The sequence below is a fragment of the Rhizobium sp. B21/90 genome, from assembly GCF_019355815.1.
Lineage (GTDB): Bacteria > Pseudomonadota > Alphaproteobacteria > Rhizobiales > Rhizobiaceae > Rhizobium > Rhizobium rhododendri.
This window is the reverse complement of the sequence record NZ_CP072162.1, coordinates 3,094,058-3,107,022: the sequence shown is the minus strand read 5'-3', so window position 1 is coordinate 3,107,022 and position 12,965 is coordinate 3,094,058. Positions and strand designations below refer to the sequence as shown.

13 protein-coding genes are annotated in these 12,965 nt (G+C 61.8%); 7 read left to right on the top strand and 6 right to left on the bottom strand.

The window, feature by feature from the left end; genetic code table 11:
* Positions 1 to 23: 23 nt before the first annotated feature.
* The 4 genes from ispH (at position 24) to J5278_RS15070 (ending at position 2,861) form a co-directional block, all read left to right on the top strand.
* Entirely contained in the window at positions 24 to 1,031 is a 1,008-nt protein-coding gene (gene ispH / locus J5278_RS15085) for a 4-hydroxy-3-methylbut-2-enyl diphosphate reductase (protein WP_209183022.1), read from the top strand.
* Between the two features lie 33 nt (positions 1,032 to 1,064).
* The gene (locus J5278_RS15080) at positions 1,065 to 2,033 is read left to right on the top strand and encodes a homoserine kinase (RefSeq protein ID WP_209183023.1); all 969 of its coding nucleotides are present in this window, start codon (positions 1,065 to 1,067) and stop codon (positions 2,031 to 2,033) included.
* A complete protein-coding gene (rnhA, locus tag J5278_RS15075; protein WP_209183024.1) occupies positions 2,030 to 2,470 on the top strand; it encodes a ribonuclease HI in 441 nt (146 codons plus the stop codon). Before J5278_RS15080 ends, rnhA begins: the two co-directional genes overlap by 4 nt.
* 82 nt (positions 2,471 to 2,552) lie before the next feature.
* The gene (locus J5278_RS15070; RefSeq protein ID WP_111217796.1) at positions 2,553 to 2,861 is read left to right on the top strand and encodes a Dabb family protein; all 309 of its coding nucleotides are present in this window, start codon (positions 2,553 to 2,555) and stop codon (positions 2,859 to 2,861) included.
* Positions 2,862 to 2,919: 58 nt separating this feature from the next.
* Here J5278_RS15070 and J5278_RS15065 read toward each other — a convergent pair whose 3' ends face one another.
* On the bottom strand, positions 2,920 to 3,405 hold the full coding sequence (locus J5278_RS15065; RefSeq protein WP_209183025.1) for a peroxiredoxin: 486 nt from the start codon (positions 3,403 to 3,405) through the stop codon (positions 2,920 to 2,922).
* Between the two features lie 61 nt (positions 3,406 to 3,466).
* Positions 3,467 to 4,303, bottom strand: a complete 837-nt coding sequence (locus tag J5278_RS15060) for a protein-disulfide reductase DsbD domain-containing protein (RefSeq protein ID WP_247749005.1) — start codon at positions 4,301 to 4,303, stop codon at positions 3,467 to 3,469.
* A gap of 134 nt (positions 4,304 to 4,437) precedes the next feature.
* Between J5278_RS15060 and J5278_RS15055 the strand changes: the two genes are divergently transcribed.
* The 3 genes from J5278_RS15055 (at position 4,438) to J5278_RS15045 (ending at position 6,502) form a co-directional block, all read left to right on the top strand.
* A complete protein-coding gene (locus J5278_RS15055; RefSeq protein ID WP_209183026.1) occupies positions 4,438 to 5,043 on the top strand; it encodes a YqgE/AlgH family protein in 606 nt (201 codons plus the stop codon).
* A 93-nt stretch (positions 5,044 to 5,136) separates the two neighbouring features.
* Entirely contained in the window at positions 5,137 to 5,328 is a 192-nt protein-coding gene (locus J5278_RS15050) for a CsbD family protein (RefSeq protein ID WP_111217804.1), read from the top strand.
* An 88-nt stretch (positions 5,329 to 5,416) separates the two neighbouring features.
* Positions 5,417 to 6,502, top strand: a complete 1,086-nt coding sequence (locus J5278_RS15045; RefSeq protein WP_209183027.1) for a putative zinc-binding metallopeptidase — start codon at positions 5,417 to 5,419, stop codon at positions 6,500 to 6,502.
* A gap of 25 nt (positions 6,503 to 6,527) precedes the next feature.
* On the opposite strand, the gene J5278_RS15040 is transcribed toward J5278_RS15045, so the two are convergent.
* From J5278_RS15040 to thrC, 4 genes are all read right to left on the bottom strand, one after another.
* Entirely contained in the window at positions 6,528 to 9,365 is a 2,838-nt protein-coding gene (locus tag J5278_RS15040) for a sensor domain-containing phosphodiesterase (protein WP_247749041.1), read from the bottom strand.
* A 74-nt stretch (positions 9,366 to 9,439) separates the two neighbouring features.
* The gene (locus tag J5278_RS15035) at positions 9,440 to 10,051 is read right to left on the bottom strand and encodes a GNAT family N-acetyltransferase (protein ID WP_209183029.1); all 612 of its coding nucleotides are present in this window, start codon (positions 10,049 to 10,051) and stop codon (positions 9,440 to 9,442) included.
* Positions 10,052 to 10,098: 47 nt separating this feature from the next.
* Positions 10,099 to 11,397 carry a pitrilysin family protein gene (locus J5278_RS15030; protein WP_142824219.1) on the bottom strand — a complete coding sequence of 433 codons (1,299 nt, stop codon included), beginning with the start codon at positions 11,395 to 11,397 and terminating at the stop codon, positions 10,099 to 10,101.
* Positions 11,398 to 11,414: 17 nt separating this feature from the next.
* Positions 11,415 to 12,815 (bottom strand): threonine synthase, encoded by a 1,401-nt coding sequence (gene thrC / locus J5278_RS15025; RefSeq protein ID WP_142824220.1) that lies wholly within the window; start codon positions 12,813 to 12,815, stop codon positions 11,415 to 11,417.
* Positions 12,816 to 12,965: the final 150 nt, after the last annotated feature.

The following is a 12,965-nucleotide window of genomic DNA, read 5'->3' as shown; positions in this document are numbered from 1 at the left end:
GTCCCCGGGCTTTTGGAAAAGACATGAACATCGCCGTTTCGAAACCTGCCCTGACCATTCGCCTCTGCGGCCCGCGCGGCTTCTGCGCTGGCGTCGACCGGGCCATCCAGATCGTCGTGCTGGCGCTCAAGGCCTATGGCGCGCCGGTCTATGTCCGCCACGAGATCGTCCACAATCGCTACGTCGTCGAAGGTCTTGAGGCCAAGGGCGCGATCTTCGTCGAGGAACTCGGCGAAATCCCGCCGGAGCATCGCAAGCAGCCTGTCGTCTTCTCCGCCCATGGCGTTCCGAAATCCGTGCCGGCCGATGCCGACAGCCGCAACCTCTTCTATCTCGATGCCACATGCCCGCTGGTCTCCAAGGTCCACAAGCAGGCCATGCGCCACAACCGGCTCGGCCGCCACGTCGTCCTCATCGGCCATGCCGGCCACCCGGAAGTGATCGGCACGATGGGGCAACTGCCCGAGGGCACGGTATCGCTGGTCGAGACGAGTGCCGATGTCGATGCTTACGTACCGGTCGATCCCGACAATCTCGGCTACGTCACGCAGACGACGCTGTCGGTGGACGACACGGCCGGCGTCATTGCCCGGCTGCAGGAGCGCTTTCCGAACCTGACCGCGCCGTCAGCCGATTCGATCTGCTATGCCACCACCAACCGCCAGGAAGTGGTGAAGCAGGCAGCACCCGGTTGCGACCTCTTCATCATCGTCGGCGCGCCGAATTCCTCCAATTCGAAGCGCCTGGTCGAGGTTGCGTTGAGGGCGGGTGCAAAACAATCCGTTCTGGTCCAGCGCGCGTCGGAAATCGACTGGGACAATATCGGCGATATCGCTACGGTAGGCCTGTCCGCCGGCGCCTCCGCCCCGGAGGTAATCGTCAACGAGATCATCGAGGCTTTCCGGCACCGCTACGATGCGGCGGTCGAACTTGCCGAGACGGTCAAGGAAACCGAGAACTTCCTGGTCAATCGCGAGCTGCGGGATGTCGAGCTGACGACTGCCGACATGGCTTTCGTCAACGGCGAATAAACAACATCAGCGACGCCAACCCAGGAATAATCCGTGGCCGTTTATACAGACATCACCGAAGACGATCTCAAGACCTTTTTGACCCAGTATGATTGCGGCGAACTCACCTCCTACAAGGGGATCGCCGAGGGCGTCGAGAATTCGAATTTCCTGCTGCACACGACGCGCGAGCCGCTGATCCTGACGCTCTATGAAAAGCGCGTCGAAAAGGACGACTTGCCGTTCTTCCTGGGCCTGATGCAGCATCTTTCGGCGCGCGGCCTGTCGTGCCCGCTTCCCCTGCCGCGCCGCGATGGCGCTCTTCTCGGCGAACTCTCCAGCCGCCCTGCCGCGTTGATTTCGTTTCTCGAGGGCATGTGGCTGCGCAAGCCCGAGGCGCACCACTGCCGCGAGGTCGGCATCGCGCTTGCAAAGATGCATGTCGCAGGCGAGGGCTTTGCCATCGCCCGGCCGAACGCGCTCTCCTGCGCCGGGTGGCCGCCGCTGTGGGACAAGTCCGAAGCCCGCGCCGACGAGGTCGAGCCCGGCCTGCGGGATGAGATCCGGTCGGAGTTGGCTTTTTTCGACGCAAACTGGCCTAAGGATCTTCCCTCGGGCGTTATCCATGCAGACCTGTTCCCCGACAATGTCTTTTTCCTCGGCGACCAGCTTTCCGGGCTGATCGATTTCTACTTCGCCTGCAACGACATGCTGGCCTATGACGTTTCGATCTGCCTCAATGCCTGGTGCTTCGAAAAGGACGGCGCTTACAACGTCACTAAGGGTCTGGCCATGCTCGACGGCTACCAGAGCATCCGGCCGCTCAGCGACGCCGAGATCGAGGCGCTGCCGACGCTGGCAAGGGGCTCGGCGCTGCGCTTCTTCCTGACGCGGCTCTACGACTGGCTGATGACGCCGGCCGGAGCCATGGTCACCAAGAAGGACCCTCTCGAATATCTGCGCAAGCTGCGCTTTCATCGCACGGTTGCCACGGGCGCCGAATATGGGTTGGCCAAAGCATGAAACATGTCGATATCTTCACCGACGGTGCCTGTTCCGGTAACCCCGGCCCGGGCGGCTGGGGCGCAGTGCTGCGCTACGGCGATGTCGAGAAGGACCTCTGCGGCGGCGAGGCCGAGACGACCAACAACCGCATGGAACTGATGGCGGCGATCTCGTCGCTGGGTGCGCTCAAGGATGCCTGCGAGGTCGATCTCTACACGGACTCGAAATACGTCATGGACGGCATTTCGAAGTGGATCCACGGCTGGAAAAAGAACGGCTGGAAGACCGCCGACAAGAAGCCGGTGAAGAACGCCGAGCTCTGGCAGGCGCTGGACGCAGCCTATAACCGCCACAAGGTCACCCTGCATTGGGTCAAGGGCCATGCCGGCCACATCGAGAACGAGCGCGCCGACGAACTCGCCCGAAAGGGCATGGAGCCGTTCAAGAAGCGCTGAAGCCGGCTGCAACACGAACAACAAGCATGTTGCCGCCCGTCGTTTTCCCGGTATGGTGCGGCGGTCACCCGGGAGGTTTCACATGATCCTGCACTGCGTATTTTTGCGCTTCAAGGCCGCCGTCACGGCGCCGGAAAAGCAATCCATATTTGAAGCGATCGTCGCATTGAAGCAGGTTATTCCAGGCATTCTCGACGTAAAATATGGCCCGAATGTCTCGCCGGAAGGCTTGCATGGCGGCTTCGTCGATGGCTTCGCCGTGACCTTCGAAAGCGGCGCTGCCCGCGATGCCTATCTCGTCCACCCCGAGCACGTCGCCGTCGGCGAACGCATCGTCTCGTCCACCGATGGCGGCCTGGCCGGATTGCTGGTGTTCGATCTCAATATCTGAAAACGGTGCAGGTAGAAGGATCTGGAGGGATGTCCGGCATCCCTCCAGCTGTGTCTGATCAGAGCTGCCCGATCATCGTTGCTGCGGCCGAGACCGTCGCTTCGCCGGGGTTTTCCTCGACGTTCAGTGTTTTGACGACGCCATCTTCTACCAGCATCGAGTAGCGCTTCGAGCGCACGCCAAGACCGCCGCCGGAGAGGTCGGCGTCGAGGCCGAGCGCCTTGGTGAAGGCGGCATCCCAGTCGGCGAGGAAATGGATCTTGCCCATGCTGCCCGATTGCTGTGCCCAGGCACCCATCACATGCCAGTCATTGACAGAAACGACGGCAACTTCATCGACACCCTTCGCGAGGATGGCATCGAGGTTCTCGAGGTAGCCCGGCAGATGGTTCAGCGAGCAGGTTGGCGTGAAAGCGCCGGGGACGGCAAAAAGCACGACGCGCTTGCCCGAAAACAGCGTGTCCGTCGAGATCTCGGTCGGGCCGTCGGTCGTCTTTTCCTTGAACGTGGCGGCGGGAATTTTCTCGCCGATGGCAATAGTCATGCGTCTCTCCTGGTTTTTTCTGTCCCGTGCGTCTGAACGCCCGTCGATATCTATGACCGCTCTACTCCATGGCAAGCGTCGTTTCCATCGCGCGGCTGCCGTCCACGACCAGTATGCCCCAACTCTTGCCGTGCACAACATAGGTCTTCGGCAATTTGCCGATTGTCAGGGCAACATCGACATCGCGACCGTTACGGCTGGCGCTGGCCTGCTTGAAAAACACATAGCCGCTGGGGCCGGTCACATAGACCTGGGGAATGCCGTCGCCAGCGTCCGGTAGCGTCAGATGCAACGACAATGTCTTGCCGTCGGGCGAAAGGCTGTGGCTCCTGACGCCGAAATCGGCCGAAGGTTTCTGTGGAAGCGCTGCCGCTGCAGCGGTGACGATGGCTGCATCCCCGGCATCGGCGGACGAACCCGGCGGCGGCAATGCGACGCTCATGGTTGCCTGGAAGGGAACGCAGATATCCTTGCAGACGCCGATAAAGGCCGTGATGTCGAGTTTTCGCTCGCCGGCCGCATTGATATCGAGCGGCAGGCTGATGGGGGCGTCGTAACCGACCTCGTGGACATTGCCGAGCGAGATGACCTTTGGCGCCGGATAGCCGATATTGTCGATTGTCGCCTTGCTTCCCGCAGGCAGCGTGAGTTGCGGCGGGATGCCGCTTTCTCCGGGCTCGCGCCAGTAGGTGATCCAGCCGGCACCCGGCTCGATCTGCAATGCAGCCTTCACGTGGCCGCTGGCGTCGGCGGGCATTGCCACCAGCCGCATCCGGCCACCATCGCTGGTGGCCCAGTCGCTTGTCGCCGCATGAGCAGCGGAGACCAGCATCAGGGAGATCGCAAAAACACCTGCGGCCGACATCGGGATCCGGAAAAGTCTGGGATAGGAAATCATGGAAACAGCGTTAGACGAAGGCGGCCGCACGCGCATCATGCGATTTTTAGCAATCGATCATTTTCAGTTGATTGATCCGTCACATTACCCCATCTTTATCCGGGGGGGATGATAAAGAGCAGTGAGGAGACAGGATGTCGTTATCGACGCTAAAGTACAAAGGTGCACGCGGCTTTCTCGACGGTCAGTTTCTGATCGCAATGCCGGGAATGGCGGACAGTAACTTTGCCCGGACGGTTGTCTATATCTGTGCCCATTCGGATGCCGGAGCGATGGGTTTCATTATCAACCGGTCGCAGAACCTCAGCTTCACCGATGTTCTTCTGCATTTGGACATGATCAAGACTGACGATGCGATCATGCTGCCGGATCGTGCCCGCAGTTTCCCGATCCAGACGGGCGGCCCGGTCGAGAGCGGTCGTGGCTTCGTCCTGCACTCCGACGATTACAAGAGCGAGAGCAGCATCGCTGTCAGCGACGACATCAGCCTGACGGCAACGCTCGATATCATCCGCGCCATTTCCAACGGCAACGGCCCTAAAAAGGCGACGATGCTGCTCGGCTATGCCGGCTGGAGCGCGGGGCAGTTGGAGGCGGAAGTCAGCAACAACGGCTGGCTGAATTGCGCGCCGAGTGAAGACCTCATCTTCGACCGCAGCCTGGATGACAAATACGAGCGGGCGCTGGCATTGCTCGGCGTCACGCCGGCGATGTTGTCGAGCGAAGCAGGCCACGCCTGATAAACCACTGCCGCCACTGGAACGATATCCGACTGTTGACGTTTTTCCTGTACGACGCACGCATCGTTCGTCGCCAACCAGGGAGTGAGACACATGGGTAGCACCAGCGACAAGATTTCCGGTAAGGCCAATGAATTGACCGGCAAGGCGAAGGAAGCCGTCGGCAAGGCCACTGGCGACAACGAGACGCGTGCCAAGGGCGCCGTTCAGGAAGCCAAGGGGAAGGCCCAGGTTGCCGAAGGGAAGGCCAAGGACAAGCTCAAGGACGCCGTCGATCGCGCTTGAGCGAACTGGATAAAGATCTCAGGCCTGCCGCGCCAAAGCGTGGCGGGCTTTTCGATATTTAAGACCGTCGTCGAAAAGGACCGGGCCCATGCGATTGTTTGACTGCGACTCCTGTGGACAGTCGGTGCATTTCGACAATCGCCAGTGCGTCCGCTGCGGCCACCGCCTGGGTTTCGTTCCAGACCGGCTGAAGATGTACGCGCTGGAACCCGACCAGGAGCCGGACTGGCACATCGTTTCGGAACCGTCTCGCTCGCTGCGCTTTTGCTCTAATGCCGCCCTGGATCTCTGCAACTGGATGGTCGATTCGGACGATCCGCAAGGCTTTTGCGCGGCCTGCCGCCATAACAGGCTGGTGCCGAATACCGGGACATCCGAGGGTGTCGACCGCTGGCGCCGGATAGGGCAGGCACAGCGCCATCTGTTTTATTCGCTTTTGCGTCTCGAACTGCCGCATCCCGATCGCAGCGAAGATCCGCAGGGCGGGCTGGTGTTCGATTTCCTCGAGGACAAGATCAACAGCGCCGGCTTCGTCGTGCCCGCCATGACCGGCCACGACGACGGCCTGATTGCCATCCGCGCGGCCGAGGCGGACGACGTGACGCGCGAAATGGCGCGCATGTCGATGCACGAGCCCTACCGGACGCTGCTCGGCCACTTCCGCCACGAGACCGGTCATTTCATCTGGAACAAGCTGGTCCGCGACGTCAATAATTTCGACGGCTTCCGCGAGGCGTTCGGCGACGAGCGCGAGGACTACGGCGCAGCACTGCAGCGCCATTACGAGAACGGGGTGCGTCCGGATTGGCAGCGGAGTTTCATCAGCGCCTATGCCAGCTCCCACCCTTGGGAGGATTTCGCCGAGTGTTTTGCGCACTACCTCCACATCGTCGATACGCTGGAGACAGCCCGTGCCTTCGGCATCGCGGTCGATCCCCGCGGTCATGAGGAGATGGCGTCGGAGGTGGATTTCAATCCCTACAGGGCGCACGATGCCGAGCAGCTTGTGTCCGCCTGGGTGCCGCTCAGTGTTGCCGTCAACAGCATCCAGCGGAGCATGGGGCAGCCGGACTCGTACCCGTTTGTCCTCTCCCCGCCGGTCGTGAGAAAACTCGATTACCTGCTGCGGCTCATCCGTGACGCAGCTGCAGGTCAGCCAATGCAGGCGGCCTGACCAGCGCGAGGCGGGGAGGCATGCCTCAGGCGCGCCTTGTCAGCGGAAAACGTTCCTTCAGCAATCGCAGCACCGATTCAGAGCCCATCGGCGGTCCGAACAGGAAGCTCTGGCCATAGGTACAGCCCATCTTGGCGAGCTCCAGCGCATCTTCCTCGGTCTCGATACCCTCAGCGACGACTTTCATTCCAAGTTCGCGCGCCATCGAGATCACGGAGCGCAGCAGCACGGATTTCTTGTCGCTCTCGTCGCGCACCAGCCCCTTGTCCAGCTTGATCGTGTCGAAGGGGAAGCGGGTGAGGTAGGAGAGCGACGAGTAGCCGGTGCCGAAGTCGTCGAGTGCGAGGCCGAGGCCTGCTTCGCGCAACTTCGCCAACACGAGACGCGCCTGTTCCGGATTTTCCATGACCATGGTTTCCGTCAGTTCGAGCTTGATGCGGGACGGATCGCAATGGGTCTTGGCAAGCAGCGCCCGGACGTCGTCGTAGAGTTCATTGTTGAGCAGCTGGGCGCTCGACAGGTTGACGGATACGAACAGCGGCAACTCGCCCGTCTGGCGTGTCCAGGCCATCAGGTCGTTTGTCGCCTGCTCCATGGCGAACATGCCGAGCGGGCCAATGATATCGGTCGCCTCGGCAATCGGGATGAATTCGGTGGGCGAAATGTTGCCGCGTTTCGGATGCTCCCAACGCATCAGCGCCTCGAAGCCGGCGATCTCGGCATCTTCCAGCCGGACGATGGGCTGGTAGACCATCGACAGTTCCTTGCGCTCGACGGCGCGACGGAGATCGGATTCCAGTTGCAGGCGGTCGGTGCCGAAGTTGCGGAAGGCCGGCAGGAAAGGTTCGACCTTGTTGCCGCCGGCGCGCTTCGAGCGATACATGGCAAGCTCGGCGTCGCTGAGCAATCCGGCAGCGCTTTCCTGCTGGTCGACCCAGGAAGTCAGCCCGATGGAGGCGGTCAGCACGATTTCGCGATTGGCAAAGTTCAGCGGCACCATGATGGCCTTGCTGACGGCATCGGCGAAATCCGCCACCTTGGTCGGATCGCGCTCGGACACCAGGATCAGGCCGAACTGGTCGCCTGAGAGCCGCGCCAGCGTGTCCTGCGGCTTCAGTAGGCGGCGCAGGCGACGTGTCAGGGCGACCAGAATGTTGTCGCCGGCCGCAACGCCCAGCGCATCGTTGACCATCTTGTACCGGTCGATATCGATGACCATCACCGTCGGTCGGACCAGATCGCCGGCGGGGGCAAGGGTCAGCACGGCCTGCAGTCGGTCGAGGAAAAGCTGCCGGTTCGGCAGTCCGGTGAGGTTGTCGTGCAGCGCGTCGTGCAACAGGCGCTCGACGGAATTCTTCTGCTCGGTGACATCGACCACTGTACCAACGCAGCGAATGATTTCGCCGTTCGATCCCAGCACCGGCCGGGCGCGGATGGCCAGCCAATGGAAATGGCCGTCCTCGGCGCGGATGCGGAACTCGTGGTTCAGCCTGCCACGACGATGTTCCAGCAGCACGTCCAGCGTCGCCCGGAAGCGGTCGCGGTCGTCGGGGTGCAGCCGTGGCAGCCAGTTGCGCGCAGCACCGTGCATGCTACCGGGCGAGAGGCCGAGCTTCTGCGAGATATCGGGAATGGTGACGACCCGGTCGCGCGCCACGTCCCAGTCCCAGACGGTATCGCCGGAGCCGGTGAGTGCCAGCGATTGGCGCTCCAGATCGGAAAACAGGCCCTGCTGGAAGGCGCCGCCGGCAAAGGCGTGCTGCATGACGGTAAAGCCGATCAGAAGTACGATGAGCACCAGACCGCCGCCGAGTGCCGGCTGGATGATGTCGTTGTCGAGCTTGCCGGTGACCGTCAGCCAGGCGCCGAACAGCCAGACGAGGATGAGCGCCCAGGCCGGCACCAGCAGGATCGCCCGGTCATAGCGGTTGATACCGAGATAGACGATGAGCAGGATGCCGGCGGTTGCCGTTAGCGCCATCGACAGGCGGGCGATGCCGGCGGCAATCGACGGATCGTAAATTGCCACGCCGAAAAGCAGCGCCAGCCCCAATATCCAGGCTAGCGTGACATAGCCGAGATGGGCGTGCCAACGGTTGAGATTAAGATAGGTGAACAGGAAGATCACCAGGCTGGAGGCCAGCGCCACCTCGACGCAGGCCCTCCATATTCGCTGGTCCCCGGATGTGATGCTGATCAGCTTGCCGAGAAAGCCGAAGTCGACGCAGATATAGCCGAGCACCGCCCAGGCAAGAGCCGCGGTAGCCGGCAACATCGACGTACCCTTGACCACGAAGAGGATGGTGAGAAACACCGCCAGCAGGCCGGAAATGCCGAGCACGATGCCACGATAGAGCGTGAAGGCGTTGACCGTATCCTTGTAGGCGTTAGGCTCCCACAGATAGATCTGCGGCAATTCCGGGGACGACAGTTCGGCGACGAAGGTGATGACGGCGCCGGGATTGAGTGTGATGCGGAACACGTCAGCCTCGTCGCTCGGCTGCCGGTCGAGCGCAAAACCTTCACTCGGTGTGATGGCGATGATGCGCTGCGAGCCGAGGTCGGGCCAGAACATCTTTGAATTCACCAGGCGAAAATGCGGGGCGACGATGACGCGCTCCAGCTGTTCTTCCGAGACGTTGGCCAGTGCGAACACCGCCCAGTCGCCCTGGTGACCCGGCGAACTCGAGCGCACCTCGATGCGGCGGCGGATACCGTCGGCACCGGCAGCGGTCGACACCTGGAAGGCCTCGCCCTGGTTGGCGTAGATCTCCGTCGTCTTCGTCAGGTCGAGCGCCGTATCGTCGCGCGATATCTTCACCGGCTCCGCAGCCCGCGCGCCGGTCGCAAGCATGGCGGTCATCGCAAACAGGGCAACGAGGAACGCGATCAGGGAATGGCGAAGGAAGTGTGGTTGGGAAGGAGTGTCGGCAATCATCAGCGTGTGGTCTTCCCGAGCGGGTCCGTGTCTGTGGCCAAGCGAGAAAACATCACGTGATCACGCCATTGGCCGTTGATTTTCAAGTAGCCGCGCAAATGGCCTTCCCGTTGGAACCCGGCCTTCTGCAAAAGCCGCACGCTACGCTCATTCTCCGGAATACAGGCTGCCTCGATACGGTGCAACTCCAGCCCGGAAAAGATATAGGGTATAACTATCTCAAGTGCGGCGAACATATGGCCTTGGCCGGAATAGCGCTCGCCCATCCAGTAACCGATCATGCAGCTCTGCGCGGCACCGCGCCTGATATAACCGACAGTGAGCCCGCCGAGCAGAGTGGAGTTGTCGCGCTTGAAGACCAGAAACGGTACTGCCTGGCCGGAGTTGTACTCCTGCTTGCCCCGCACGACGCGGGTCCGGTAGGCGCCCTCGGTCAGTTCGTCGGTACGCCAGGTCGGCTCCCACGGTTCCAGGAACCGGCGGCTCTCGGCCCTGAGCTTCTGCCACTGGCTGAAGTCGGAGTTGCGCGGCAAGCGGAGAATATGGTCGGCGCCCTCAAGTTCGATCGTGTCCGGCTGCCGAGACAGAAACCGAAAAACCGACTTTGGCATTCGTCCATGTCTCCCGGAACTGGATCGTGGGGGGCCTCCGGCTGGGATCAGCCGTTGGCGGCTTTGGATGCCTGGCGTGGTGTGGCCAGCGAGGCGATGATGTCTTCCATCGGCGCCAGCTCGTCGAGCGGACCGATAGCGGAGAGGGTCGGCACGGCGTCGAAGAAGAGGCGGCCGGCGAGATCGGTCAGCCGCTGGATGGTGATGCCCTCCAGCCGTTCCATCATCTCCGGATTGGGGATCGGGCGGCCGTAGAGCATCATCTGCCGGGCGACCTGTCCGGCCCGTGCGGCAGGACTTTCCTGACCCATGAGCAGCTGGGCCCGGATCTGGGCGCGGGCGCGGTCGATTTCCTGCTGGTGGATCTTGTCGGCGGATTTGCGCAGCTCATCGACGATCACAGGCAGCAGTTCCGGCAGGTTTTCGCCGCCGGTTGCGGCATGGATGCCGAAAATGCCCGTGTCGGAAAAGCCCCAATGGAAGGCATAGACCGAATAGCAGAGCCCGCGTGTCTCGCGGACTTCCTGGAACAGCCGCGACGACATGCCCCCGCCAAGGATGTTGGCAAGAATCTGCGAGCAGTAGAAATCCCGCGCGTGGTAGGCGCGGCCCTCGAAGCCGAGCAGGATCTGAGCATCCATGAGGTCGCGCGTCTCGCGGACGCTGCCGCCGACGTAGCGGGCTGTCTCGATGACGGGCGCTGCAGATGGCGCTGTCGGAAGGCTTGCAAAGCGGGTCTCGACCTGCTTGACGAAGCTGTCATGATCGACTGCACCGGCTGCCACCACGAACATCCGGTCGCAGGTGTAGTTGCGTCCGAGATAGCCGCGGATCTGCTCCGGCGTGAAGCCGAGCACGGTTTCCGGCGTGCCGAGGATGGCGCGTCCCAGCGTCTGGTCGCGATAGGCGACTTCCGAGAATTTGTCGAATACGACGTCGTCCGGCATGTCGTTGGCAGCGTTGATTTCCTGCAGGATAACCTGCTTTTCGCGCTGTAATTCGTCCTCGTCGAAGGCCGATTCCGTCAGGATGTCGGCGAGAATATCGACAGCGAGCGGCACGTCTTCTTTCAGCACGCGCGCGTAATAGGATGTCGTTTCCGTTGATGTCGCGGCATTGACCTCGCCACCGACATTCTCGATTTCCTCGGCAATTTCGCGTGCCGTACGGCGAGCCGTGCCCTTGAACGCCATGTGTTCCAGAAGGTGGGCAATACCGTGTTCGGCTTCGGTCTCGTTACGCGATCCCGACTTGATCCACACACCGAGTGCGACGCTTTCAAGATGCGGCATCAACTCGGTTACTACCGTCAGCCCGGATTTCAGCCGGGTGCACTCAACTGTCATATTAGATCTTTCTGCGCTTAACGTCTTGAGGCCTGAACATGGTCACCGATAAAGCTTTCCACGGCTTTGAGGTCGGGATCCAGGATGTCGAAGCGCTCCTCCCTGTGCATCAGATCAGCAAGCCACGTCGGAAGCGCCGGGTCAATACCGGAGGCTGATTTTACTGCGGCGGGGAATTTTGCGGGATGGGCGGTGGCCAGCGTCACCATCGGGCTGTTCGGCTTTTCAAATTTACTGGCGACGAAGACGCCGATCGCGGTGTGCGGGTCCAGCAGGTAGCCGGTGTCAGCATAGGTCTGGCGGATGGTCTCGGCCACCTGTTTCTCGGTCGCCCGGCCGGCACGGAAATCGCGCTTGATGAAGCGCATGGCTTCCGGGGCGATGTCGAAACCGCTCGACTGCTTGAGGCTTTCCATGGCGGCGCGCACCCGGGAGGCATCGCGGCCATTGGCCTCGAAGAGCAGCCGTTCGAAGTTGGACGAGATCTGGATATCCATCGACGGCGAGGTTGTCGCCTTGACGGCCCGCATCTCGTAGCGGCCGGTCTTCAGCGTCCGCGCCATGATGTCGTTCTCGTTGGTGGCGACCACCAGCTTGTCGATCGGAAGGCCCATCTGCTTGGCGACATAGCCGGCAAAGATATCGCCGAAATTGCCGGTCGGCACGGTGAACGAGATCTTCCGGTCCGGGCTGCCGAGCGCCACGGCTGTCGTGAAATAGTAGACCACCTGCGCCATGATGCGCGCCCAGTTGATCGAGTTGACGCCGGAAAGGCCGACGCCGTCGCGGAACGGCGCGTCGTTGAACATCGCCTTCACGAGGTTCTGGCAATCGTCGAAATTACCGTTGATGGCCAGCGCGTGAACGTTGGAAGCCGTCGAGGATGTCATCTGCCGCTGCTGCACCGGCGAGACCTTGCCATGCGGGAAGAGGATGAAGATGTCGGTGCGATCGCGCCCGGCAAAGGCGTCGATGGCCGCACCGCCGGTGTCGCCCGATGTGGCACCGACAATCGTTGCCCGCGCCCCGCGCTCGGCCAGCGCATAATCCATCAGCCGCGCCAGCAGCTGCATGGCGACGTCCTTGAACGCCAGTGTCGTGCCATGGAAGAGCTCCATGATAAAGCTGTTCGGGCCTGTCTGCACCAGCGGTACGATGGCCGGATGGCGGAAGGTGGCATAGGCCTCGTCGATCATGCTACGGAATATCTCTTCCGGAATTTCGCCGTTGGTAAACGGCAGCAGCACGCGGAAGGCAATTTCCTGGTAGCTCTTGCCGCGAAAGCCCCGGATGTCCTTCTTGCTCAGTTGCGGCCATTCACGCGGAACGTAGAGACCGCCGTCGCGTGCGAGGCCTGCCAGCAGTGCATCGCAGAAACCGAGGGCAGGGGCTTCTCCCCGGGTTGAGATATATTCCAAGGTCTTTACCTCTGATGTGGACGGTCGGACGGAAGATGGGTTGTCTGAAGTCTATGCCGGAAACGGCCCGTAGATGCGCCTTTTTGCGCCAAATCCGCGGCCTGATTTTCGCAACCGTACGATTGTGCACGCCTCCGTCGAAGCGCGCCG

Bases quoted from the DNA above. Each gene is read 5' to 3' on its own strand.
- J5278_RS15055 (WP_209183026.1), top strand. From the start codon at position 4,438: ATGTCGTTATCGACGCTAAAGTACAAAGGTGCACGCGGCTTTCTCGAC.
- J5278_RS15065 (WP_209183025.1), bottom strand. From the start codon at position 3,405: ATGACTATTGCCATCGGCGAGAAAATTCCCGCCGCCACGTTCAAGGAA.
- ispH (WP_209183022.1), top strand. From the start codon at position 24: ATGAACATCGCCGTTTCGAAACCTGCCCTGACCATTCGCCTCTGCGGC.
- J5278_RS15045 (WP_209183027.1), top strand. From the start codon at position 5,417: ATGCGATTGTTTGACTGCGACTCCTGTGGACAGTCGGTGCATTTCGAC.
- J5278_RS15035 (WP_209183029.1), bottom strand. From the start codon at position 10,051: ATGCCAAAGTCGGTTTTTCGGTTTCTGTCTCGGCAGCCGGACACGATC.
- J5278_RS15060 (WP_247749005.1), bottom strand. From the start codon at position 4,303: ATGATTTCCTATCCCAGACTTTTCCGGATCCCGATGTCGGCCGCAGGT.
- J5278_RS15070 (WP_111217796.1), top strand. From the start codon at position 2,553: ATGATCCTGCACTGCGTATTTTTGCGCTTCAAGGCCGCCGTCACGGCG.
- J5278_RS15040 (WP_247749041.1), bottom strand. From the start codon at position 9,365: ATGACCGCCATGCTTGCGACCGGCGCGCGGGCTGCGGAGCCGGTGAAG.
- J5278_RS15030 (WP_142824219.1), bottom strand. From the start codon at position 11,397: ATGACAGTTGAGTGCACCCGGCTGAAATCCGGGCTGACGGTAGTAACC.
- J5278_RS15050 (WP_111217804.1), top strand. From the start codon at position 5,137: ATGGGTAGCACCAGCGACAAGATTTCCGGTAAGGCCAATGAATTGACC.
- rnhA (WP_209183024.1), top strand. From the start codon at position 2,030: ATGAAACATGTCGATATCTTCACCGACGGTGCCTGTTCCGGTAACCCC.